Raw genomic sequence first — 23,098 nt, forward strand, 5'->3', positions numbered from 1 at the left:
CATGACTGAAGCAACGCTGACCGAGTGGCACCCGCTCGGCGCCATCGACGAATTCTCCGAAGACGAACCGGCGGCGCGCGTCGCCGGACAGAAGCCGATCGCGGTGTTCCGGATCGGCGACGAACTGTTCGCGATGCACGACCTCTGCACGCACGGCCACGCGCGGCTGTCGGAAGGCTATGTCGAGGACGGCTGCGTCGAATGCCCGCTGCACCAGGGGCTGATCGACATTCGCACCGGCGCGCCGAAATGCGCGCCGATCACCGAGCCGGTGCGGACCTATCCGATCCGCATCGTCGACGGGCAGGTGGAAGTCAATGTCGGCTGATCCTGTCGTGATCGTCGGCGCCGGCCATGCCGCGCGCCGCACCGCCGAAGCGCTGCGCGCACGCGACCCCGACGTACGCATCGTGATGATCGGCGCGGAGCGCGAGCTGCCTTACGACCGGCCCGCGCTGTCGAAGGACGCGCTGCTGAGCGACGGCGGCGAAGCGCGCGCGTTCGTGCGCGACGCCGCGTGGTACGACGCGCAGCGGATCGCGCTGCGGCTCGGCACGCGGGTCGACGCGATCGAGCGGGACGCGCAGCGCGTGCGGCTCGACGACGGCGCGACGCTGCCGTACCGGCGGCTCGTGCTTGCGACCGGCTCGCGGGTCCGCAGGTTCGGCGGGCCGGTGGACGCGGGCGTGCCGCTGCATTACGTGCGCACGGTCGCCGATGCGCGGGCGCTGCGCGCGGCGCTCGCGCCGGGCAAGCACGTCGCGGTGCTCGGCGGCGGCTTCATCGGCCTCGAAGTCGCGGCGGCCGCGCGTCAGCTCGGCTGCGCGGTGACGGTGATCGACCCGGCCGCGCGCCTGCTGCAGCGCGCGCTGCCGGACGTGGTCGGCGCCTACGCGCACCGGTTGCATGACGAACGCGGCGTCGGTTTTCAGATGGCGACGCTGCCGCGCGCGATACGTGCCGCGGCGGGCGGCGGCGCGATCGTCGAGACCGATCGCGGCGACGTGCATGCCGACGTTGTCGTGGTCGGCATCGGTGTGCTGCCCAACGTCGAGCTCGCGCAGGCGGCGGGCCTCGACGTCGACAATGGCGTGCGCGTCGACGCGGGCTGCCGCACGAGCGATCCGGAGATCTTCGCGGCGGGCGAGGTGACGATGCACTTCAATCCGCTGCTCGGCCGCCATGTGCGGATCGAGTCGTGGCAGGTCGCGGAGAACCAGCCGGCCGTCGCGGCGGCGAACGCGCTCGGCGCGGACGAGGCCTATGCCGAGCTGCCGTGGCTGTGGTCCGATCAGTACGACTGCAATCTGCAGATGCTCGGGCTGTTCGGCGGCGAACGGACGACGGTCGTGCGCGGCGATCCGTCGAAGGGCGCGTTCTCGGTGTTCGGGCTGGGCGACGACGGCAGGCTCGTCGCGGCCGCCGCGGTCAATCTCGGGCGCGACATCGGCGCCGCGCGCCGGCTGATCGCGGCCGGCGCGATGCCCGACCCGCAGCAGCTCGCCGATCCGACGGTCGGCTTGAAGACGTTTCTGTGACGCGCTGCGTGGGCTCGGTGCGAACGCGCTCCGTATGACCGCGCTCGCGCCGGGCCGGCGCCGCGCGACGCGGCAAGGCGGCTCGCATCCGACCGAGGGCAAGCGGTTCCGCGCGCGTGTGGCGCGCGGGTTTGTCGCCGGCGGGCGATCGGTGCATATTAGCGGCATTGCCGTTTCACCGATCGCCCATGACGCCTGACAAAGCCCTCGAACTGAACCGCAGCAAGCGACGCGCGCTGTCGCTGCTGCTCGTCGCCGTCGCGGTATTCGTGACGACGATCTTCCTGCCGCGCGGCATCTGGATCGACGGGATCAAGGCGGTGGCCGAGGCCGCGATGGTCGGCGCGCTCGCCGACTGGTTCGCGGTCGTCGCGCTGTTCCGGCGCGTGCCGATCCCGTTCGTGTCTCGCCACACCGAGATCATTCCGCAGAACAAGGACAAGATCGCCGACAACCTCGCGGTGTTCGTCCGCGAGAAATTCCTCGGCCCCGACGCGCTTGCCGCGCAGATTCGCCAGCACGATCCCGCGCAGAAGCTCGGCGCATGGCTCGGCGAGCCCGCGAACACCGACGCGCTCGGCAGCTACGCGACGAAGCTGATGAGCTTCGCGCTCGACATGACCGACGATGCGCGGATCCAGTCGTTCGTGCACGACGCGTTCCGCGCGCTGGTCGACCGGATCGACCTGTCGCAATCGGCCGGCGCGATCCTCGACACGCTGACGAAGGACGGCCGCCACCAGGCGCTGCTCGACGACGCGATCGAGCAGATCGTCGGCATCCTCGACAAGGAGGAGAACCGCGAGGTGATCGCGGGCTTCATCGTCGAATGGCTGAAGACGCAATATCCGAAGGTCGAGAAGATCCTGCCGACGAACTGGCTCGGCGAGAACGGCGCCGAGCTGATCGCGAACGCGGTGAACCGCGTGCTCGAACAGGTCGCCGCGGACCCGGAGCACGAGCTGCGGCAGCGCTTCGACGCGACGGTCGTCAAGCTGGTCGAGCGCCTGAAGCACGACCCCGTGTTCATCGAGAAGGGCGAGGAGATCAAGCGCTACATCCGCGACGGCGATGCGTTCAACACCTACCTGAAGGATCTGTGGGACCAGCTGCGCGCATGGCTGAAGGCCGATCTCGCGCGCGCCGACTCGACGCTGCACCGGCAGGCCGCGACGCTCGGCGGCTGGCTCGGCGCGCGGCTCGCGGAAAGCCCGGCATTGCGCGCATCGCTGAACGAGCACGTCGAGAAAGCCGTGTACGAGATGGCGCCGGATTTCGCCGACTTCCTGATGCGCCACATCCGCGACACGGTGCGCAATTGGGACGCGCGCGAGATGTCGCGGCAGATCGAGCTGAACATCGGCAAGGACCTGCAGTACATCCGCATCAACGGCACGCTGGTCGGCGGGCTGATCGGGCTCGGGCTGTATCTCGTGTCGCTCGCGCCGCGCTGGGCGGGCGGGTGGCTGCATTGACGCGGTTGCCGCGCGACAGTCACGCGATAGTCACGCGATAGTCACGTGCCAACCGCCGCCGCATCGGGCGCGCACCGCCGCGCGCCGCGCGTCACGCGCGCGCTTTCGCGCCGTGCAGTTGCAGGCCGAGCGCCTTGATGACCTTCAGGATCGTGCCGAAGCTCGGGTTGCCGTCGTGCGACAGCGCCTTGTACAGACCTTCGCGCGACAGTCCCGCATCGCGCGCGACCTGCGACATGCCGCGCGCACGCGCGATCACGCCGAGCGCGTGCGCGATGAAGGCCGGGTCGTCGCCAGCCTCCTGCAGACAGGCTTCGAAGTATTCGGCCATGTCGTCTTCGGTCTTCAGGTGTTCGGCCGAATCCCATGGCCGGGTCTTGATCTTGTCCATCGATTACTCCGTATCGAGATGCTCGAGCATCGCGTGCGCGGCGCGTATGTCCGCCTGTTGCGTCGACTTGTCGCCGCCGCAAAGCAGGATCACCCAAGCCGATCCCCGCTGCACGTAGTAGACGCGATACCCCGGGCCGTGGTCGATGCGCATTTCGACGACCGGCGCGCCGACGGACTTCCAGTCGCCCGGATTGCCCGTCGCCAGCCGGTCGATGCGCGCCTGGATACGCCGCCGTGCGACGCGATCCTGCAGACCGGCGAACCATGTGTCGAAGACTTCGGTCGTTCTGATGCTGGACGTCGGAGCACTGTAAGGCACGTTACTCGATATGTCAACCATGGTTCACAAGCTCAACTGGGGTTCCGATGCCGTCACAGTAGAGCGGCGCGCGCCGTTTGACGCGAAGTTGGCCGTCAGGCCGATGCTGCGCCGGGGCCCGGATCGGCCGTTCGGCCGAAGCAGGAATCCCGCGAATCCGTCTACAATCAAAAACGTCCCTGCCGCCCGTGCGCGTTCGTCCTGCGCGCCGGCGGATCCGTTCGTCCTCCTGCATCGGGAGGCGCCGCCGTGCGTTGCGCGGCGGCCAGCACCGTGGTCAGCATCCCGTAGGTAAGCGTGCGCGTGCCGTAGGCCGGCGCGCGTTCTGAACGCCGCACGTCCGCAAACCGGGCACGCGGCAGCGACGGAGAGTCCCCATGAAAGCATCGGATCTGTTCGTGAAGGCGCTGGAAGCCGAAGGCGTCGAGTATGTGTTCGGCATTCCCGGCGAGGAAAACCTCGATCTGCTCGAATCGCTGCGGCGATCGCGGATCAAGCTCGTGCTGACCCGGCACGAGCAGGCGGCCGGTTTCATGGCCGCCACCTACGGCCGCCTGACGGGCAAGACGGGCGTCTGCCTGGCGACGCTCGGCCCCGGCGCGACCAACTTCGTGACGGCGGCCGCGTACGCGCAGCTCGGCGGGATGCCGATGCTGATGATCACCGGGCAAAAGCCGATCAAGTCCAGCAAGCAGGGCCATTTCCAGATCGTCGACGTCGTCGACATGATGCAGCCGCTCACGAAGTTCACGCGGCAGATCGTGTCGATCGGCAACATTCCGTCGGCCGTGCGCGAGGCGTTCCGGCGCGCGGAAGAGGAGCGGCCGGGCGCGACCCACCTGGAGCTGCCGGAGGACATCGCGCACGAGGAGGGCGACGGCAAGCCGATCCCGGCAAGCTACAGCCGGCGCCCGGTCGCCGAGGAGAAGGCGGTCGCGCATGCGGTCGACGCGATCCAGGCCGCGCGCCATCCGCTGTTGATGATCGGCGCGGGCGGCAACCGCAAGACGACCTGCAAGATGCTGCTCGAATTCGTCGACAAGACGGGCATCCCGTTCTTCACGACGCAGATGGGCAAGGGCGTGATCGACGAGACGCACCCGCTGTGGCTCGGCAACGCGACGCTGTCGGACGGCGACTTCGTGCACCGCGCGATCGAGCACGCGGACTGCATCATCAACGTCGGCCACGACGTGATCGAGAAGCCGCCGTTCTTCATGCGCGCCGACGACAAGACCGTGATCCACGTGAACTTCCTCGGCGCGCAGGTCGACCCCGTCTATTTCCCGCAGATCGAGGTGGTCGGCGACATCGCGAACGCGGTGTGGCAGATGAAGGAGGCGCTCGCGCCGCAGCCGCACTGGGATTTCGCGCGCTTCGCGATGATCAAGGCGCATTTCGACGCGCACCTGCAGAAAGGGCAGAACGATCCGCGCTTCCCGATGTATCCGGTGCGGATCGTGAACGACCTGTACCGCGCGCTGCCGGCCGACGGGATCGTGTGTCTCGACAACGGCATGTACAAGATCTGGTTCGCGCGCTACTGGCGCGCGCACGAGCCGAACTCGCTGCTGCTCGACAACGCGCTCGCGTCGATGGGCGCGGGCCTGCCGTCGGCGATCGCGACGAAGATCGTGCATCCGCAGCGCAAGGTGATCGCCGTGTGCGGCGACGGCGGCTTCATGATGAACTCGCAGGAGCTCGAAACGGCGGTGCGGCTGAAGCTCGACATCGTCGTGATGATCCTGCGCGACGACGCGTTCGGAATGATCCGCTGGAAGCAGGAGAACATGAATTTCCCCGACTTCGCGATGACGCTGCAGAACCCCGATTTCGTAGCGTACGCGCAGAGCTACGGCGCGCACGGCCACCGGGTCGAGGCGGCCGACGATCTCGAGCCGCTGCTGCGCGAGTGCTTCGCGTCGCCGGGCGTGCACCTGATCGACGTGCCGATCGACTACTCGGACAACGAGCGCGTGCTGAACCGCGAGATCAAGCGTCTGTCGGCGCAGCTCTGAATTCACCGTTCACCGGAAGGAGGCGTTCCATGCTGAAGGAAACCTATCCGTATTACCTGGCCAACGTTGCCGTGTACGCGAACACCGATCTCGACGTGACGGACAAGTACAGCGGCGAAGTCGCGACGCGCGTCGCGCTGGCCGACGCGAAGGCGATCGATGCGGCGATCGGCGCGGCGGTTGCCGCCGCGAAGCCGATGCGCGAGCTGCCCGCGTACAAGCGCCAGGCCGTGCTCGACCACTGCGTCGCGCGCTTTCGCGAGCGCTTCGACGAGCTGGCCGAGGCGCTGTGCATCGAGGCCGGCAAGCCGATCAACGATTCGAAGGGCGAAGTGACGCGGCTGATCGACACGTTCCGCGTCGCGTCGGAGGAGTCGGTGCGGATCGACGGCGAAGTGATCAACCTGGAGATTTCCGCGCGCGCGCAGGGCTACACGGGCTACACGAAGCGCGTGCCGATCGGCCCATGCTCGTTCATCTCGCCGTTCAACTTCCCGCTGAACCTCGCCGCGCACAAGGTCGCGCCGGCGCTCGCGGCCGGCTGCCCGTTCGTGCTGAAGCCCGCGAGCCGCACGCCGATCGGCGCGCTGATCATCGGCGAAGTCCTCGCGGAAACCGACCTGCCGAAGGGTGCGTTCTCGGTGCTGCCCGCGCATCGCGACGGCGCGGACCTGTTCACGACCGACGAGCGCTTCAAGCTGCTGTCGTTTACGGGCTCGCCGGCGGTCGGCTGGGCGCTGAAGGAGAAGGCCGGCAAGAAGAAGGTCGTGCTGGAGCTGGGCGGCAACGCGGCGGCGATCGTCGACGCGGACCAGCGCGACCGGCTCGACTACGTGGTCGAGCGGCTCGCGTTCGGCGCGTACTACCAGTCGGGGCAGAGCTGCATCGGCGTGCAGCGGATCATCGTGCACGCCGGCATCTACGACGCGCTGCGCGAGAAGCTGATCGCGAAAACCCGCTCGCTGAAGATGGGCGATCCGAAGGATCCGGCGACCTTCGTCGGCCCGATGATCTCCGAATCCGAATCGCGCCGGCTCGCGGGCTGGATGGACGCGGCCTTCGCGGCGGGCGCGCAGGTGGTCGCGGGCGGCAAGGTCGACGGCGCGATGTTCGAGGCGACGCTGCTCGAGAACGTCGGCCGCGAGCAGGACCTGTACCGGAAGGAGGCGTTCGGCCCGGTCGCGATCCTCGAGAAGTTCGACGACTTCGACGATGCGCTCGCGCGCGTGAACGACAGCGATTTCGGGTTGCAGGCCGGCGTGTTCACCGATTCGCTCGCGCACGCGCAGCGCGCGTGGGACGAGCTCGACGTGGGCGGCGTCGTGATCAACGACGTGCCGTCGTTCCGCGTCGACAACATGCCGTACGGCGGCGTGAAGGACTCGGGCCTCGGCCGCGAGGGAATCCGCTATGCGATCGAGGACATGACCGAGCCGCGCCTGATGGTGGTGCGGCGCAGGTAGCGCGGCGCGGGGGAAATCGGGCGGCGCGCGAATGCGCCGCCCATCCGTGAACGATCTCGACTGCGTGCACGGCATCGTGATGTAATCGCGCGACACGGCGCGCCGGGGCATGGCTCCGGCCGCCGGCGGATTATTTCTTCACGAGGTCGATTCATGTCCCCCGTCTCGGCATTCAAGCTGGTTCTGCTGTCTTTCCTCGCGATCGTCGCGCTTGAATGCATCGCCAAGCGGTTGCGCTTGCCGCCCGCCGCGGCGCTGCTCGTCGGCGGCGCCGCCATCGCGTTCATTCCCGGCCTGCCGCCGATCAACCTCGACCCCGATCTCGTGCTGGTGGTGTTCCTGCCGCCGCTGCTGATGGACGGCGCGTATTTCTCCGTGTGGGAGGAGTTCAAGCGCAACCTCGGCGGCATCCTGCTGCTCGCGATCGGCGCGGTCGCGTTCACGACGCTCGCGGTCGGGCTCGCCGTGCACTGGGTCGTGCCGTCGCTGCCGTGGGCCGCCTGCTTCGCGCTCGGCGCGATCGTGTCGCCGCCCGACGCGGTCGCGGCGAAGGCCGTGCTCGAACGCGTCGCGCTGCCGCGCCGGCTGATGGTGCTGCTCGAAGGCGAGAGCCTGCTGAACGACGCGGCGGGCCTCGTGCTGTTCCGCTTCGCGGTCGTCGCCGCGCTGACCGGCGCGTTCAGCTTCCAGCACGCGCTCCTTGGCTTCGCGGAGCTGGGCGTGGGCGGCGTCGTGGTCGGTTTCGTGATCGGCTGGTTCGTCGTGCGATTCCTGAAGCTGCTCGACGACGACTACCTCGTGATCACCGTCGCGGTGCTCTCCGGCTGGATCGGCTATATCGCCGGCGAAATGCTCGAGGTGTCGGGCGTGATCGCGACCGTGGTGGTCGGCATGATGCTCGGCTGGCACCAGCACGAGGTGTTTTCGGCGGCGGTGCGCACGCGCGCCACTGCGTTCTGGCAGGTCGTCGTGTTCCTGCTCGAGGCGCTCGTGTTCGTGCTGATCGGGCTGTCGCTGCGCGGCGTGATCCACCGGCTCGGCGGTTTCGAGCCCGTGCTCGGCACGATGATGCCGGTCGTGCTCGCGGTGCTGGCCGCGGTGGTCGTGTCGCGCTTCCTGTGGATCTATGCGGTCGAGGTGCTGAAGTGGCCGGTGCGCGGTATCGTGCGGCGCGGCGCGGCGCCCGACTGGAAGGCCGCGACCGTGATGAGCTGGGCCGGGATGCGCGGCGTCGTCACGCTCGCGATCGCGCTGTCGCTGCCCGACGCGATGCCGGGCCGCGACCTGATCCTCGTCGCCGCGTTCGCGGTGATTCTCGTCACCGTGCTGCTGCAGGGCACGACGATCGGCCCGCTGATCCGGCTGCTGCGCCTGCGGCAGCAGCACGCGCACGCCGAGCATCACCTGACCGAGCCGCAGGCGTGGGCGCACGTCGAGGCCGCGCAGCTCGCGGCGATCCAGCCGCTCGTGCGCGACGCGAACGGCGTCGTGATCCATCCGCGCCTGCTCGAGCAATACACGTATCGCGCGGCGCTCACCGAGCGCACGAAGGATGCGCCGCAATATCCGCCGGAAGTTCGCGCCGCGCACTACGACGTCGTGCTCGCCGCGATCGCGGCCGGCCGCGCGGAATTGTTGCGCCTGCATCGTTCCGGGCAGATCCACGACGAAATGCTGCACGCGCTCGAACGCGATCTCGACCTGCAGGAAGTGTCCGCGCAGCACGCGCGCGGTTGAGCGGCGGCAGGCGCGCGGGTGGTGAGCGCGGTTGTTTAGGACGCCGATGGCGCGGGGGTTGCCGGCGGCATCAGAGCCGCAGCCGTCACCGTCGCCCATCTCGTCGCATCGCGCGTCATCCCGCAGCATCGGTGGCTTGCCTGGGCTCCCGCCGTCGTCCCATCGAATTCCTCAGTGTGTCCATGGTCCGGCCCCAACGCGCGGCGGCCCGGACCGCCGCATACGCACCCGTAAACCGTCTCCCGCCGGCCTCGCAAACGTTTTCATGCTTCGCGCAAGGAAATGATCCGATTTATCCAAATCAGGTTATTTCACCATATTTGGCAAAGCTGAACCTGAAGGAGATAGATGATCTGTTGCAATCTCAATTAGAATCGCTCAGTAATCTTTATTGAGAGAATGTGTGCGAATGTAATTCGGTGTTGCTTGGGAAAATCGGCGCTGCAATCCTCGTGTGTAAAGGCTGACGAGCGACAACGCCATCATCGTGAAGAATGTGGTCGAATTATCGAGATGGCGAGTGAGTTGAATAATCAACTTGCGAGAATGAATCGGGTGGTGATTTTCGTTTGAAACGGTATTTATGAAAGAATCGCGCGATCAAAATGCGCCGGATTGTCTCGAATCGGGGCTGTCGATCCTGCTTGTCGACGATCAAGCTTTCGTCGGCGAGGTGATTCGCCGGGCATTGCGCAGTGAACATGACATCGATCTGCATGTTTGCACCGACGCGCAGCGGGCGATGGCCGTCGCGCGCGACGTGAAGCCGACGGTCATCCTGCAGGACCTGGTGATGCCGGACATCGACGGCCTCGACCTCGTGCGCGCGTGGCGCGCGGACGCGGCCACCGCACGCGTGCCGATCATCGTGCTGTCCGCGAAGGAGGAGCCGGTCGTCAAGCGCGAGGCGTTCATCGCCGGCGCGAACGACTATCTCGTCAAGCTGCCTGACGCGATGGAGCTGACGGCGCGCATTCGCTACCATTCGAATTCCTACCTGATGTCGCGCCAGCGCGACGAAGCGCTCGATTTCCTGTCGCACGACATGCGTTCGCCGCAGACGTCGATCCTCGCGCTGCTCGACGCATACCGGGCCGAGCATGGCGAGATGCCGCCGATCATGGAGCGCATCGCCGGCCACGCGCGGCGCGCGCTCGCGCTGGCCGACGGCTTCATCCACCTGACCCGCGCGCAGTCGGAGCGCCGCGCGCACGAGGTCGTCAGCCTCAACGAGATCGTGCTCGACGCGGCCGACCAGCTGTGGGAAAAGGCCGCCGGGTTCGGCAGCCGGGTCGTCACGCAGGTGCCGGATGCCGAATGCGTGACGATGGGCGACCGGCTGATGCTGACGCGCGCGGTCGCCAACCTGATCGACAACGGGCTCAAGTACGGCCCGGCCGGAACGGACGTGCATTGCACGCTGGCCGGCGACGACAGCGCATGGCTGATCGGCGTCGAGGACGGCGGCGCCGGCATCGCGCCGGCGCAGCGCGCGTCGGCGACCGAGACGTTCGTGAGGCTCGAGTCCGCGCACGGCGCGGCGCGCGGCGGCTTCGGGCTCGGGCTCGCGTTCGTCCGCGCGACGGCCGCGCGGCATCGGGGACAGATATTGATGCGCGATACCGCGCGCGGCTTCATGGTCGCGCTTCGGCTCCCCGCACAAGTGGAGCGGTGAACCCGCGGGCCGAGCGGCCTCGCCCGGCGTGCGGGCGGCGCCCGCAGGCCCTGCCGCGCGCGTGCGCGCCTGCTCCCCACGCGCACCGGTCGCGCCGCCTCCGGCGGGCGCCGGCCGGCGCGGACCTTTTCTCAACGCAGACTTTGAAAGCCCACAACGAACATGGCCACCGTGACGCACCGCGCGACCAATGAAAGCTTGCATCCGACGATCGGCGCCACCCGGCTGACCCTCGGCAACCGCATCCTGCTCAGCTTCGGCGTGCTGTTCGTGCTGATGCTGCTGACGGCCGGACTGTCCTACGAGCGCCTGCGCGCGATCAACGCCGAAGCCGTCAGCATCGAGCGCGATTCGCTGCCCGGCGTGTATCTCGCGTCGTCGCTGCGCGGCGCGGTCAACGAGTCGTTCCTGCTGCTGCAGCAGGCGACCTTCGTCGAGACCGATCCGGACGCCGCGCGCCGCGACCTCGCGAAGATCGCCGACGTGACGAAGGAGATCGACAAGCTGTCGATCGACTATCAGAACACGACGTTTCGCGAAGACGACCGCGCGCGCTTCTCGGCGTTCCGCTCCGCGTACGACCGCTACCTGCCGCTCCTGAACGACGCCGTGCAGAAGAGCCGCGCGTCGCACGACGAGGCCGTCGCCGCCTACGCGAAGGTCGAGCCGGCGTGGGCCGAGGTCGTGCGCAGTGCCAATATCCTGGTGCAGGAGAACCGCACGTTCGCGGACCAGTCCGCGAAGCTGATCCGCGAATCGGTGCAGGGCACCGAGGTGGTGCTGGCGGTCGCGCTGACCGTCGTGCTGCTGGCCGCGCTCGCGCTCGGCTATGCGCTGTATCGCGCGATCACGGTGCCGATGGCGCGGCTCGTCGAAGTGCACGACGCGATGCGCACCGGCAACCTCACGCACCGGCTCGACCTGCGCCGCCACGACGAGTTCGGCACGCTCGAGACGGGCTTCAACCGGATGGCCGACGAGCTGACCGAGCTGGTCGGGCGCGCGCAGCAGTCGTCGCTGCAGGTGACGACGTCGGTCGCCGAGATCGCGGCGACGTCGCGCGAGCAGCAGGCGACCGCGAACGAGACCGCCGCGACGACGACCGAGATCGGCGCGACCTCGCGCGAGATCTTCGCGACGTCGCGCGACCTGCTGCGCACGATGAACGAGGTGGCCGGCGTGGCCGAGCAGTCGGCGACGCTCGCGGGCGTGAGCCAGAGCGGCCTCACGCGGATGGGCGAGACGATGCGCAGCGTGATGGACGCGGCAGGCTCGGTGAACGCGAAGCTCGCGATCCTCAACGAGAAGGCGCTCAACATCAACCAGGTCGTCGCGACCATCACGAAGGTCGCGGACCAGACCAACCTGCTGTCGCTGAACGCGGCGATCGAGGCCGAGAAGGCCGGCGAGTACGGCCGCGGCTTCGCGGTCGTCGCGACCGAGATCCGCCGCCTCGCGGACCAGACGGCGGTGGCGACCTACGACATCGAGCAGACGGTGAAGGAGATCCAGTCGGCCGTGTCGGCCGGCGTGATGGGGATGGACAAGTTCTCCGAGGAAGTGCGCCGCGGGATGCTCGACGTGCAGCAGGTCGGCGGGCAGCTGTCGCAGATCATCGCCGAGGTGCAGACGCTCGCGCCGCGCTTCCAGATGGTCAACGAAGGGATGCAGACGCAGGCGAGCGGCGCCGAGCAGATCACGCAGGCGCTGTCGCAGCTGTCGGAAGCCGCGCAGCAGACGGCCGAATCGCTGCGCCAGTCGTCGCAGGCGATCGACGACCTGACGCTGGTCGCGAACCAGCTGCGCACCAGCGTGTCGCGCTTCAAGGTCGACGCGTGACGCGCGCGGACGCGCTGCACGGCGCGCCGGCGCTGTTCCTGCTGTTCGAGCTGGACGGCGAACGCTATGCGCTCGACGCCGCCGCGATCGACGCGGTGCTGCCGCTCGCGACCGCGAAGGCGGTGCCCGGCGCGCCCGCGTGGGTCGCCGGGCTGCTGATGCGCGACGGCGCACCGGTGCCGGTCGTCGACGTGCCGATGCTGGCGCTCGGACGGCCCGCGCACGCGCTGCGCTCGACGCGGCTCGTGATGGTGCGCTATCGCGGCGGCCGGAGCGGACGCGAGCGCGTGATCGGGCTGATCGTCGAGCGCGCGACGCAGACGATGCGGATCGACCGCGCGGCATTTCGCATCAGCGGCGTGTCGAGCGAGCGCACGCGCTGGCTCGGCCCGGTCGCGAGCACGCCGGACGGCATCGTGCAGCAGGTGTCGGTTGCCGGCCTGGTCGACGACGTCGCGCACCTGTATCTGTTCGACGGCCAGCCGGCCCACGAAGGGGCGCCCGGATGAATGCGTTCGCCGTGCTGTTTCGCGACTGGCTGCGCCGCGAGACCGGCATCGATCCCGAGTCGCTCGGCCACGATTTCCTGAGCCGTGCGCTGACCGAGCGCGTGCATGCGCTGAAGAGTGACGGTGAACGATTGCCGTCGGCCGCGCGGGCGCCCGTGACGACGGAGGCGCTGCGCGCGTACTGGGCGCGCCTGCACGCATGCGCTGACGAGCGGCGCGCGCTGATCGAGCGGTTCGTCGTGCCGGAAACCTGGTTCTTCCGCGAGCGCGAGGCGTTCGCGACGCTCGTGCGGCTCGCGGTCGAACGCCTCGCCGCGCATCCGGGCCGCGTGGTGCGCGTGCTGAGCGCGCCGTGCTCGACCGGCGAGGAGCCGTTTTCGGCGGCGATGGCGCTGCTCGACGCGGGGCTCGACCCGGCGCGCTTCGCGATCGACGCGATCGACCTCAGCGCGCGCGCGATCGAGCACGCGCGGGCCGGCTGTTATGGAAGGAACGTGTTTCGCGGCACGCAGACGGCGTTTCGCACGCGTTTCTTCACGCCGACGGCCGACGGCTGGCTGCTCGACGAGCAGGTGCGATCGCGCGTGCAGTTTCGTCAGGCAAATTTGATGGAAGCGTGCGCCGACACGGGCGTGCGCTACGATTTCGTGTTCTGCCGCAACGTGCTGATCTATTTCGAGCGCGACGCGCAGGATCGCGTGATCCGGTCGCTGCAGCGCCTCCTGACCGACGACGGGATGCTGTTCGTCGGCCCGGCCGAGACCGGCGTCGCGATGCGCCACGGGATGCGCTCCGCGCGGATTCCGCTCGCGTTCGCGTTCCAGCGCGCCGATGACGGGGCGGCGGCGGATGAGTGCGTGGCTGGGCATGTGGGTGGGGATGGTTCTTACGGGCGTATGGCGCGGGGCGGGGCGTTGGGGGCGGGGCCGACGTCAGGGGCGGCGTCAGCGATGCCGTTAGCGTCAGCGTGGACGTGTGCGTCAGTGTCCGCAACGGCATCAGGATTGCCATCGTCATCACCCACGTCCGCCACGCGTGCGCTGCACGCCGTCGTGCCGCCGCCGTCGGGTCTGGATGCCGCACGCGCGGCACCGCCGACGGCATTCCAGCCACGCGCCCCCAGCCCGTTCGAACCGGTCGCGCCCCCACCAGCCGATCCACTCGCGCGCGCACGATCCCCATCGCCCGCGCCTGCCAACGCCGTCGACGCGCCGACGCTGGAGCACGCGCAGGCACTTGCGAACGCGGGCGCGTTCGACGAAGCCGAGCGCGTGCTCGCGCGGTTCACGGCACGCGCCGGGCTGCATGCCGACGCGTTCTACCTGCGCGGGCTGATCGCGGATGCGCGCGGCCGGGCCGCCGAGGCAGGCGACTTTTACCGCAAGGCGCTGTACCTGCGGCCGACGCACCAGGAGGCGCTCACGCATCTCGCGACGCTGCTCGACGTCGGCGGCGATGGCGCCGGCGCGCGCTGGCTGCTCGAGCGAGCGCGGCGTGCGGTCGGATAACGAAAACGACACCTGGGACCCGAGAGCGGAATGATCGACGAAACCCTGAACCGCGAAGCTGCCGCCGCCGGCGCGGCGCCGATCGACGTCGACGACTGCTGGAACCGGATCGGCACGCGCGGCGACCGGTCGTGCGAGCGGCTGACCGAGTACCAGCGCTGCCTGAACTGCCCCGTCTACGCACACCATGCTGCGCGCTTGCTGGAGCGTCCGCTCGACGCGGCCGAGATGGCCGACGGCGCGCGACGGCTCGGCGCGCACGGCGCAGCGCGCGAGCATGGCGACGCCGACGCGCGCCATGCGGCGCTCGCGTTCCGCGTCGCCGACGAATGGCTCGCGCTGTCGATCGGCGTGCTGCGCGAGATCGCCGACACGCGCCCGATCCATTCGCTGCCGCACCGCCGCCACCCGTCGGTGCGCGGCGTCGTCAACATCCGCGGCACGCTGCGCATCGCGATCTCGCTCGGCGCGCTGCTCGGGCTCGGCGCGGCCGGCGGCGGCACCGGCGGCGGCTTCACGCGGCTGCTGGTGGTCGCGCATCACGGCGAGCCGGTCGTGTTTCCGGTCGACGAAGTGGAGGGCGTGGTGCGCTTCGGCGCATCGGAGTGGGTGCCGGTGCCCGCGACGGTCGGGCGCGCGAGCGCCGGCCTGTCGCGCGGCGTGCTGGCGTGGCGCGGCAAGTCGATCGGCCTGCTCGACGACGACCGCCTGTTCGAAGCCGTGACACGGAGCATGCGATGAGCGCCGATGACGACCTGAGCCGCCTGTCGCTGCTCGAACTGTATCGCGAGGAGACGCGCACGCAGACCCAGGCGCTGTCCGAGCGCCTGCTCGCGCTCGAATCCGGCGCGCCCGACGCGGCGGCGCTCGAAGCCTGCATGCGCGCCGCGCATTCGCTGAAGGGGGCCGCGCGCATCGTCGGCGTGCCGCAGGGCGTCGACATCGCGGGGCGGATGGAAGAGTGCTTCGTCGCCGCGCAGGGCGGCGCGATCGCGCTGAGTGCGGCGCACGTCGACGCGCTGCTCGCCGGCGTCGACCTGCTGCTGCGCGTCGCCGATCCGGACGCGCCGCCCGTGTCGGCCGCCGAGATCGACGCGTTCGCGCTGGCGCTGACGAGTGCCGATGCCGCGCAGGCGGTGCCGGTGGCACCGGCTTCGGCACCGGTCTCAGCGCCGACGTCAGCCGCGCCGCAGCGCGGGTATGACGGCGCGGTGAACGAACCGGTGGACGCTGGCGCGGCGACGCCGCCCCATGCAGCGCAGCCATACGTAGCGCAGCCGTACGCAACTCCGGCGCGTGCAACGCCGCTGCACGCCGAGCAGCCGTACGCAATGCCACCGTATGCAGCGGCGCCACACTCAACGCAGCCGCACGCAACGCCACCGTACGAAGCGGCGCCGCATGCAACGCAGCCGTACGCAACTCCGGCGCGTGCAATGCAGCCGCACGCAACGCCGCCTAACGCAACATCGGCCCATGCGACACCGCCGCACGCAACGCCACCGCCCGCGACCGATCCCACACACGCCGCCCAGGCGGCCGCCACCGCCACCGCCGCAATGCGCCGCGTCCGCGCCGATACGCTGAACCGGCTGCTGAGCCTGTCCGGCGAGTCGCTCGTCGAATCGCGCTGGCTCAAGCCGTTCGCCGAATCGATGCTGCGCGTGAAGCGCGCGCAGCGCGACGCCGCGCGTTCGCTCGACACGCTGGTCGAGCGCTTCGCCGGCGAGCTCGACGCGGGCGTGCTCGCGTCGCTCGGCGAAGTGCGGCACATGCTCAACGACCTGCAGCGCTCGTTCGCGGAGCGGATGGACGCGCTCGACCGCTTCGAGCGGCGCAGCACGCATATCGCCGAGCAGCTTTACGACGAGGCGCTGCAATGCCGGATGCGGCCGTTCGGCGACGCGACGCGCGCGTATCCGCGCATCGTGCGCGACCTCGCGCGCTCGCTCGGCAAGCAGGTGCGGTTCTCGATCGTCGGCGAGGCGACGCAGGTCGACCGCGACATCCTCGACCTGCTCGACGCGCCGCTCGGCCACCTGCTGCGCAACGCGATCGACCACGGCGTCGAGCCGCCCGACGTGCGCCGCGCGCGCGGCAAGCCGGCCGACGCGAGCGTGACGCTCGAGGCGCGCCACAGCGCCGGGTCGCTGCTCGTCAGCGTCAGCGACGACGGGCCGGGCGTCGATCTCGACGCGTTGCGCGCGGCCGTCGTGCGCCAGCGTCTCACCGACGACGAGACGGCCGCGCGGCTGTCCGACCCCGAGCTGCTCGAATTCCTGCTGCTGCCCGGCTTCTCGATGCGCGACGCGGTGACCGACGTGTCCGGCCGCGGCGTCGGCCTCGACGCGGTGCAGGAAATGGTGCGCGGCGTGCGCGGCGCGGTGCGGATCTTCAACGAACCGGGCGCCGGCATGCGCTTCGTGCTGCAGCTGCCGCTCACGCTGTCGGTGATCCGCAGCCTGCTCGTCGAGGTCGGCGGCGAGCCTTACGCGTTCCCGCTCGCGCACGTGCGCCGCACGCTCGAACTCGCGCGCAACGACATCGACGTGCTCGAAGGCCAGCCGCATTTCCCGTTCGACGGCCGGCGCGTCGGGCTCGTCGCCGCGCACCAGCTGCTCGACGCGGGCGAGCCCGATGCGCCGCGCGCGCGCACCGCGGTGGTGGTGGTCGGCGGCGAACCGGAGCCGGTCGGCGTGGCGGTCGACCGCTTCCTCGGCGAACGGATGCTCGTCGTGCAGCCGCTCGACAGCCGCCTGCACAAGATTCAGAACATCGCGGCCGGCGCGCTGCTCGAGAACGGCGACCCGGTGCTGATCGTCGACGTCGAGGACCTGATCCGCTCGGTCGACAAGCTCGTGCGCGGCGGGCAGCTCGCGACGCTCGTGCGCGGCCCGCAGCATGCGCTCGCGGACCGGCGGCGGCGCGTGCTCGTCGTCGACGATTCGCTGACCGTGCGCGAGCTCGAACGGAAGCTGCTGGAGAAGCGCGGCTACGACGTGACGGTCGCGGTCGACGGGATGGACGGCTGGAACGCGGTGCGCGGCGAGGCGTTCGACCTCGTCGTCACCGACGTCGACATGCCGCGCATGGACGGCATCGAGCTCGTCACGCTGATCAAGAGCGACCCGGCGCTCAAGCGCGTGCCGGTGATGATCGTGTCGTACAAGGATCGCGACGAGGACCGCCGGCGCGGGCTCGACGCCGGCGCCGACTACTACCTCGCCAAGAGCAGCTTCCACGACGAGGCGCTGCTCGACGCCGTGCACGACCTGATCGGAGACGCACGCGGATGAACATCGGCATCGTCAACGACCTGCCGCTTGCCGTCGAGGCGCTGCGGCGCGCGATCGCCTCGCGCCCCGAGCATCGCGTGCTGTGGGTCGCGACCGACGGCGACGAGGCGGTGGATTTCTGCGTCGCGCAGCCGCCCGACCTCGTGCTGATGGATCTGGTGATGCCGAAGCTCGACGGCGTCGCCGCGACGCGCCGCATCATGGCGCGCGCGCCGTGCGCGATCCTGATCGTGACGGCGAGCGTCAGCGCGAGCACGTCGTCCGTCTACGACGCGATGGGCGCGGGCGCGCTCGACGCGGTCGACACGCCGACCCTGGCGCTCGGCCTGACCGTCGACGCGGCGCAGCCGCTGCTCGCGAAGATCGACCAGATCGGCCGGCAGCTCGAAAGCCGCGCGGCAGCGCCCGCGCCGCCCGTATCCGCGCCGGCGCGCGGCCGGCCGACGCTGGTGGCGATCGGCGCGTCGGCGGGCGGGCCGACCGCGCTCACCGCGCTGCTGCGCGCGCTGCCGGACGCGTTTCCGGCGGCGATCGTGATCGTCCAGCACGTCGACCAGGCGTTCGCGGCCGGGATGGCGCAATGGCTCGACGGCTATACGCGCCTGCCGGTGCGCGTCGCGCGCCAGGGCAGCGTGCCGCAGCCGGGCGAAGTGCTGCTCGCGGCGACCAACGACCATCTGTGCCTGTCGCCGCGCGGCGTGCTCGGCTATACGCGGCATCCGGCGGAAACGCCGTACCGGCCGTCGATCGACGTGTTCTTCAACAGCGTCGCCGACGGCTGGCGCGGCGACGCGATCGGCGTGCTGCTCACCGGCATGGGGCGCGACGGCGCGCTCGGCCTGAAGGCGATGCGCGCGAAGGGCTGCCATACGATCGCGCAGGATGCGGCGACGAGCGCGGTCTACGGGATGCCGAAGGCCGCCGCCGCGATCGGCGCGGCGAGCGCGATCCTGCCGCTCGACCGGATCGCGCCGCAACTGATCGCGCGCGTGATGGGCCCGCCGCGCGGCTGATTGCGCGGCCGGCCTCGCGCGTTGCGCGGGGCGTCGGCCGTCGCGTAAAATGCGCGCTTCGGAGATGGCATGCCTCCCCGGGGTCCGGGCTTGCTCGCCACGAGCACGCACAGGCCCTCAACCGCCGGTCGTCCGGCTGATGATGCCTGCGCATTCCTGGGTTTCGGGAGGTCGCAGGCCGTTCATGCACCGTCCATGCGGCATCCCGCCGCCCAGGTTTGATGTTCTGTCGAATCTGGAATCACCTGATGCTCAACACTTCCGCCGACTTCCTTGCGACCGTGCGCTACGTGTGCCGCTGGCTCGCGCTTTCGGCGCTGCTCGGCGCGCTCGCCGGGTCGGCGTCCGCGCTGTTGCTGATCGCGCTCGACTGGGCGACCGGCACGCGCGTCGCGCATCCGTGGCTGCTGTGGGGGCTGCCCGCCGCCGGCTTCGCGACCGGCTGGATCTACCACCGCTTCGGCCAGTCGGTCGCGCGCGGCAACAACCTGCTGATCGACGAAATCCACGATCCGAAGGCGCTCGTGCCGAAGCGGATGGCGCCGCTCGTGCTGGTCGCGACCGTCTTCACGCACTTGTTCGGCGGCTCGGCGGGGCGCGAAGGCACCGCCGTGCAGATGGGCGGCGCGCTCGCCGATCGCGTCACGCACGCGTTGCGCCTCGATCGCGAGCACCGGCGCGTGCTGCTGATGGCCGGCATCGCGGCCGGCTTCGCGTCGGTGTTCGGCACGCCGCTCGCCGGCGCGGTGTTCGGGCTCGAAGTGCTCGCGATCGGGCGCGTGCGTTACGACGCGCTGCTCGCGTGCGTCGCGTCGGCGATCGTCGCGGACGTCGCGTGCCGGCTGTGGGGCGTGCATCACATCGCGTACGCGATCCCGTTCGTGCCGCCCGTCAGCGCGGCGGGGCTCGGCGCGACGGTCGTCGCGGGCATCGCGTTCGGCGTGGTCGGCCGGCTGTTCGCGCATGCGACGCATGCGCTGTCGGCGCTGTTTCGCCGGCGCATCCGCTACGCGCCGCTGCAGCCGGTGGTCGGCGGTCTGCTCGTGGCGGTCGCGGCGAGCGCGCTGAACGTGCCGCGGTATCTCGGCCTCGGCATCCCGACGATCGAGGCGGCGTTCCATGGCCCGCTGCCGGCCTATGATTTCGCGGGGAAATTCGCGTTCACCGTCGTCACGCTCGCGTCGGGCTTCAAGGGCGGCGAGGTGACGCCGCTGTTCTACATCGGCGCGACGCTCGGCAATGCGCTCGGCCAGGTGCTCGCGCTGCCGGTGCCGGTGCTGGCCGGGCTCGGCTTCGTCGCGGTGTTCGCGGGCGCGGCCAACACGCCGGTCGCGTCGACGATCATGGCGATCGAGCTGTTCGGCGCGGATATCGGCGTGTATGCGATCGTCGCGTGCGTGGTCGCGTATCTGTTTTCGGGGCGCGCGGGGATTTATCGCGCGCAGCGCATCGCGGTGGGCAAGGGCGCGCAGGTCGAGATCGACTGACGTCGGCGCGGCGGGCGGCCGACCGGCCGTCAGGTGTCGACGCGATGCCGCCGCCGGCGCTCGCCGGGGCGGCCGCGCGCGTTACGGCTTCGGCAGCTTCGCGACGTTGCGCGCGAGCAGTTCCTCGATATCGACGCCCTTGTCGGCCAGCAGCGTCGTGACGATGCCGGTCAGCTCGCCGAGCGTCTCCTGGACCGATTCGCGGATCGTGTCCACCACGACCTGGGTGCTGCGCTCGATCTCGATGTTGACCTTGGCGCCGACGCCCTTCGCATCGAAGGTGGTCGCGCGGCGCGTTTCGGGAATCAGCCACACTTCGAACCAGCCTGCGGCGCGGTCGACGTCGGCCACGGTCAGGCTGCAGCCGTTGATCGCGATATAGCCCTTCGCGAACACGTAGCGCTTGAACTCGGCCGGCACGCCGATGCGGATCATCCGGTTGTGTTCGGACGCCGCGATGTGCAGGACCGTGCCCGTGAAGTCGACGTGGCCGGACAGCGGATGCCCGCCGATTTCCGCGCCGTCCTTCGCGGCCCGCTCGACGTTCACGCGCGCGCCGGTCGCCAGCTCGGCCAGCGTGGTGATCCGCAGGCTCGGCAGCATCACGTCGAAGTCGATCAGCGTCGGCGAATGGATCGTCGTCACCGTCAGGCACACCCCGTCGACCGACACGCTGGCGCCGATCTCGATGTCGGCAGTGAAGCGCTCCGGGAATTCGATGCTGAACGTCCTCAGCTCGCCGTGGTCCTCGATGGCCTTGATGACGCCAACACCCTGAACAATGCCTGTAAACATGATCTGCCTTTCGTCGCGAATTGCCTGGTCCGTATGATAAGTGATCGCGGGAACCCGCATCGCGAGCAGGGTCGGCGGCGCGGCCCGCGCGCGCGGACCGCCCCCGCGCCGTCGGGCCGCTGACCGGCCTGCCCGCGTTACACGGCCGCCCGGTGTTCCGGCGACTCGGCGCCGTCGCCGAGCGTGCGCGGCGGCGCATCGATCAGGCCCTTCGCCAGCTCCAGCGCCTGCCGCTCGAACAGCCGCCGGTAGAGGCCGCCGTCGATCCGGATCAGCGCGTCGTGGCTGCCTTCCTCGATCACCTTGCCGCGATCGAGCACGAGCAGCCGGTCGAGCGCGCGCACGGTCGACAGCCGGTGCGCGACGACGAGCGTCGTGCGGCCTTCCATCAGCCGCTCCATCGCCTGCTGGATCAGCACTTCGCTTTCGCTGTCGAGGCTCGACGTCGCTTCGTCGAGGATCAGGATCGGTGCATCCGCGAGGAACGCCCGCGCGATCGCGACGCGCTGCCGCTCGCCGCCCGACAGCTTGACCCCGCGCTCGCCGACCAGCGTGTCGTAGCCGTCCGGCAGCGCCGCGATGAAGTCGTGCGCGCTCGCCTGCCGCGCGGCGCGCTCGATGTCGGCGCGGCTCGCGCCGGGGCGCGCGTACGCGATGTTCTCCGCGAGCGTGCGGTGGAACAGCACCGGCTCCTGCTGGACGATCGCGATCTGGCTGCGCAGCGTATCCTGGCGAGCATCGGCGATGTCCTGGCCGTCGATCGTGATGCGGCCGCCAGACACGTCGTACAGGCGCTGGATCAGCTTGATGAACGTCGTCTTGCCGGACCCGGAATGGCCGACCAGGCCGACCCGCTCGCCGGGCGCGATGCGCATCGAGAAGTCGTCGTACAGCGCGACCGGATGGCTGCCGTAGCGGAACGTCACGTGCTCGAAGCGGATCTCGCCGCGCGTGATCCGGATCGGCTGCGCGTCGGGCTTGTCGTCGATGCCGAGCGGCTGGCGCTCGAGCGCGACGAGTTCTTCCATGTCGTTCACCGAGCGCTGCAGGTTGCGGATGTGAAAGCCGATATCGCGCAGGTAGCCCTGCAGCATGAAGAACATCGTCAACGCGAACGCGATGTCGCCGACGCTCGCCGCGCCGCTGGCCCACAGCTTCAGCGCGACGCCGATCATCGCCGCCTGGATCGCGACGAGCATCGCGCCCTGCAGGCCGCCGTTGAAGGTGCCGCGCATCCACGAGCGCCGGGTGCGCTTCTGCCACTTGCCGATCACGCGCGACAGCCGCGCTTCCTCGCGCACTTCCGCGCCGAACGCCTTGACGACCGCGTTGCAGCTGACCGCGTCCGCGAGCGCGCCGCCCATGCGCGTATCCCACAGGTTGCCGAGCCGCGCGGCGGGCGCGACGAAGCCGAGCGACATCGCAACCGTCACGGCGATGTACAGCAGCGAGCCGAGACCGACCACGAGCCCCATCATCGGCCAGTGCGAGCCGAGCAGCGCGGTCGCGCCGACCAGGATCGTCAGCGACGGCAGCAGCGCGATCAGCAGCGTGTCGTTCAGCAGGTCGAGCGCCCACATCCCGCGCGTGATCTTGCGCACCGTCGAGCCGGCGAAGCTGTTCGCGTGCCAGTCGGTCGAGAAGCGCTGCACGCGCTGGAACGACGCGGTCGCGATCTCGCCCATCATCTTCAGCGTGAGCGCGATGATGTTCAGATAGACGCCTTGCCGCAGCAGCGTCGCGCCGATGCCGAGCGCGGCGAGCATGCCGAACGCCGACAGCGCCGCGTGCCAGGCGGCCGACCGGTCGGTGAGGCCGAGCGCCAGCGCATCGACGAGGCGGCCGGCGAACAGCGGGGTGAGCACGTCGGCGAGCGCCGCGAGCAGCGAGAACGCCACGACGGCGGCGATGCGCGCCGGTTGCCGGCGCCAGTAGTGCAACGTGAAGCCGAAGACGGCCTGGAACGCATGGCCGCCCGATTGGGTGGTTTTTCTGGTCATGTGTCATTGCCCGGCGCATCGCGCGACGGGACT

General features: G+C 69.9%; 18 protein-coding genes, 1 pseudogene and 1 riboswitch. Of the genes and pseudogenes, 15 read left to right on the forward strand and 4 right to left on the reverse strand.

The features are described 5' to 3' along the window. Position 1: 1 nt before the first annotated feature. Genes andAb through WJ35_RS21965 form a run of 4 tightly spaced genes read left to right on the forward strand, consistent with a single transcriptional unit; the run spans position 2 to position 3,013 of the window. Positions 2–328 (forward strand): anthranilate 1,2-dioxygenase ferredoxin subunit AndAb, encoded by a 327-nt coding sequence (andAb, locus tag WJ35_RS21955; protein WP_045564530.1) that lies wholly within the window; start codon positions 2–4, stop codon positions 326–328. Next, a complete protein-coding gene (gene andAa, locus WJ35_RS21960) occupies positions 318–1,538 on the forward strand; it encodes an anthranilate 1,2-dioxygenase system ferredoxin--NAD(+) reductase (RefSeq protein WP_069239996.1) in 1,221 nt (406 codons plus the stop codon). The genes andAb and andAa overlap by 11 nt, the downstream gene beginning before the upstream one ends. Before the next feature lie 34 nt (positions 1,539–1,572). Then, complete coding sequence (locus tag WJ35_RS31510; RefSeq protein ID WP_155121956.1) at positions 1,573–1,737, forward strand: hypothetical protein; 165 nt, start codon at positions 1,573–1,575, stop codon at positions 1,735–1,737. Further along, positions 1,727–3,013, forward strand: coding sequence for a DUF445 domain-containing protein (locus WJ35_RS21965; protein ID WP_069239997.1), 1,287 nt, complete (start codon positions 1,727–1,729; stop codon positions 3,011–3,013). The genes WJ35_RS31510 and WJ35_RS21965 overlap by 11 nt, the downstream gene beginning before the upstream one ends. A 91-nt stretch (positions 3,014–3,104) precedes the next feature. Here the strand turns inward: WJ35_RS21965 and WJ35_RS21970 are convergent, their stop codons facing one another. Both WJ35_RS21970 and WJ35_RS21975 read right to left on the reverse strand, forming a co-directional pair. Further along, complete coding sequence (locus WJ35_RS21970; protein WP_069239998.1) at positions 3,105–3,404, reverse strand: addiction module antidote protein; 300 nt, start codon at positions 3,402–3,404, stop codon at positions 3,105–3,107. A 3-nt stretch (positions 3,405–3,407) separates the two neighbouring features. Next, positions 3,408–3,746, reverse strand: coding sequence for a type II toxin-antitoxin system RelE/ParE family toxin (locus WJ35_RS21975; protein WP_069239999.1), 339 nt, complete (start codon positions 3,744–3,746; stop codon positions 3,408–3,410). A 356-nt stretch (positions 3,747–4,102) separates the two neighbouring features. Here WJ35_RS21975 and WJ35_RS21980 point away from each other — a divergent pair, with 356 nt between their 5' ends. The 11 genes and pseudogenes from WJ35_RS21980 (at position 4,103) to WJ35_RS22030 (ending at position 20,270) form a co-directional block, all read left to right on the forward strand. Then, positions 4,103–5,743 (forward strand): acetolactate synthase large subunit, encoded by a 1,641-nt coding sequence (locus tag WJ35_RS21980; protein ID WP_060233758.1) that lies wholly within the window; start codon positions 4,103–4,105, stop codon positions 5,741–5,743. Positions 5,744–5,772: 29 nt separating this feature from the next. Then, a complete protein-coding gene (locus tag WJ35_RS21985; protein WP_060233760.1) occupies positions 5,773–7,206 on the forward strand; it encodes an aldehyde dehydrogenase family protein in 1,434 nt (477 codons plus the stop codon). A gap of 153 nt (positions 7,207–7,359) precedes the next feature. Continuing rightward, positions 7,360–8,943: a Na+/H+ antiporter gene (locus WJ35_RS21990; protein WP_069240000.1), complete on the forward strand. Its 1,584-nt coding sequence runs from the start codon at positions 7,360–7,362 to the stop codon at positions 8,941–8,943. A 583-nt stretch (positions 8,944–9,526) separates the two neighbouring features. Next, complete coding sequence (locus WJ35_RS21995; RefSeq protein ID WP_069240001.1) at positions 9,527–10,618, forward strand: hybrid sensor histidine kinase/response regulator; 1,092 nt, start codon at positions 9,527–9,529, stop codon at positions 10,616–10,618. A gap of 162 nt (positions 10,619–10,780) precedes the next feature. Beyond that, positions 10,781–12,457 (forward strand): methyl-accepting chemotaxis protein, encoded by a 1,677-nt coding sequence (locus tag WJ35_RS22000; protein ID WP_069240002.1) that lies wholly within the window; start codon positions 10,781–10,783, stop codon positions 12,455–12,457. Continuing rightward, positions 12,454–12,966, forward strand: a complete 513-nt coding sequence (locus WJ35_RS22005; protein ID WP_069240003.1) for a chemotaxis protein CheW — start codon at positions 12,454–12,456, stop codon at positions 12,964–12,966. Before WJ35_RS22000 ends, WJ35_RS22005 begins: the two co-directional genes overlap by 4 nt. Beyond that, positions 12,963–14,474, forward strand: coding sequence for a CheR family methyltransferase (locus WJ35_RS22010; RefSeq protein ID WP_069240004.1), 1,512 nt, complete (start codon positions 12,963–12,965; stop codon positions 14,472–14,474). Before WJ35_RS22005 ends, WJ35_RS22010 begins: the two co-directional genes overlap by 4 nt. A gap of 45 nt (positions 14,475–14,519) precedes the next feature. Next, positions 14,520–15,215: a chemotaxis protein CheW gene (locus WJ35_RS22015; RefSeq protein ID WP_069240599.1), complete on the forward strand. Its 696-nt coding sequence runs from the start codon at positions 14,520–14,522 to the stop codon at positions 15,213–15,215. Next, positions 15,212–17,770, forward strand: a pseudogene (locus WJ35_RS22020) (hybrid sensor histidine kinase/response regulator). Before WJ35_RS22015 ends, WJ35_RS22020 begins: the two are co-directional and overlap by 4 nt. Further along, complete coding sequence (locus WJ35_RS22025) at positions 17,767–18,783, forward strand: chemotaxis response regulator protein-glutamate methylesterase (RefSeq protein ID WP_069240006.1); 1,017 nt, start codon at positions 17,767–17,769, stop codon at positions 18,781–18,783. Before WJ35_RS22020 ends, WJ35_RS22025 begins: the two are co-directional and overlap by 4 nt. A 51-nt stretch (positions 18,784–18,834) precedes the next feature. Beyond that, positions 18,835–18,939, forward strand: a riboswitch (Fluoride riboswitch). A gap of 89 nt (positions 18,940–19,028) precedes the next feature. Then, positions 19,029–20,270 (forward strand): voltage-gated chloride channel family protein, encoded by a 1,242-nt coding sequence (locus WJ35_RS22030; RefSeq protein WP_155121983.1) that lies wholly within the window; start codon positions 19,029–19,031, stop codon positions 20,268–20,270. 81 nt (positions 20,271–20,351) lie between these two features. Here the strand turns inward: WJ35_RS22030 and WJ35_RS22035 are convergent, their stop codons facing one another. Then, a complete protein-coding gene (locus tag WJ35_RS22035; RefSeq protein WP_011881512.1) occupies positions 20,352–21,065 on the reverse strand; it encodes a riboflavin synthase in 714 nt (237 codons plus the stop codon). A 137-nt stretch (positions 21,066–21,202) separates the two neighbouring features. Next, entirely contained in the window at positions 21,203–23,065 is a 1,863-nt protein-coding gene (locus tag WJ35_RS22040) for an ABC transporter ATP-binding protein (protein WP_069240008.1), read from the reverse strand. Positions 23,066–23,098: the final 33 nt, after the last annotated feature.

Origin of the sequence: Burkholderia ubonensis, from assembly GCF_001718695.1 — a bacterium.
GTDB lineage: Bacteria > Pseudomonadota > Gammaproteobacteria > Burkholderiales > Burkholderiaceae > Burkholderia > Burkholderia ubonensis_B.

Excerpts from the sequence above, each read along its gene's own strand:
- WJ35_RS22000 (WP_069240002.1), top strand. The coding sequence starts at position 10,781 with ATGGCCACCGTGACGCACCGCGCGACCAATGAAAGCTTGCATCCGACG.
- WJ35_RS22025 (WP_069240006.1), top strand. The coding sequence starts at position 17,767 with ATGAACATCGGCATCGTCAACGACCTGCCGCTTGCCGTCGAGGCGCTG.
- WJ35_RS22010 (WP_069240004.1), top strand. The coding sequence starts at position 12,963 with ATGAATGCGTTCGCCGTGCTGTTTCGCGACTGGCTGCGCCGCGAGACC.
- WJ35_RS21975 (WP_069239999.1), bottom strand. The coding sequence starts at position 3,746 with ATGGTTGACATATCGAGTAACGTGCCTTACAGTGCTCCGACGTCCAGC.
- WJ35_RS22040 (WP_069240008.1), bottom strand. The coding sequence starts at position 23,065 with ATGACCAGAAAAACCACCCAATCGGGCGGCCATGCGTTCCAGGCCGTC.
- WJ35_RS21995 (WP_069240001.1), top strand. The coding sequence starts at position 9,527 with ATGAAAGAATCGCGCGATCAAAATGCGCCGGATTGTCTCGAATCGGGG.
- WJ35_RS21965 (WP_069239997.1), top strand. The coding sequence starts at position 1,727 with ATGACGCCTGACAAAGCCCTCGAACTGAACCGCAGCAAGCGACGCGCG.
- WJ35_RS21990 (WP_069240000.1), top strand. The coding sequence starts at position 7,360 with ATGTCCCCCGTCTCGGCATTCAAGCTGGTTCTGCTGTCTTTCCTCGCG.
- WJ35_RS21970 (WP_069239998.1), bottom strand. The coding sequence starts at position 3,404 with ATGGACAAGATCAAGACCCGGCCATGGGATTCGGCCGAACACCTGAAG.
- WJ35_RS31510 (WP_155121956.1), top strand. The coding sequence starts at position 1,573 with ATGACCGCGCTCGCGCCGGGCCGGCGCCGCGCGACGCGGCAAGGCGGC.
- WJ35_RS21980 (WP_060233758.1), top strand. The coding sequence starts at position 4,103 with ATGAAAGCATCGGATCTGTTCGTGAAGGCGCTGGAAGCCGAAGGCGTC.
- WJ35_RS21985 (WP_060233760.1), top strand. The coding sequence starts at position 5,773 with ATGCTGAAGGAAACCTATCCGTATTACCTGGCCAACGTTGCCGTGTAC.
- andAa (WP_069239996.1), top strand. The coding sequence starts at position 318 with ATGTCGGCTGATCCTGTCGTGATCGTCGGCGCCGGCCATGCCGCGCGC.
- WJ35_RS22035 (WP_011881512.1), bottom strand. The coding sequence starts at position 21,065 with ATGTTTACAGGCATTGTTCAGGGTGTTGGCGTCATCAAGGCCATCGAG.
- andAb (WP_045564530.1), top strand. The coding sequence starts at position 2 with ATGACTGAAGCAACGCTGACCGAGTGGCACCCGCTCGGCGCCATCGAC.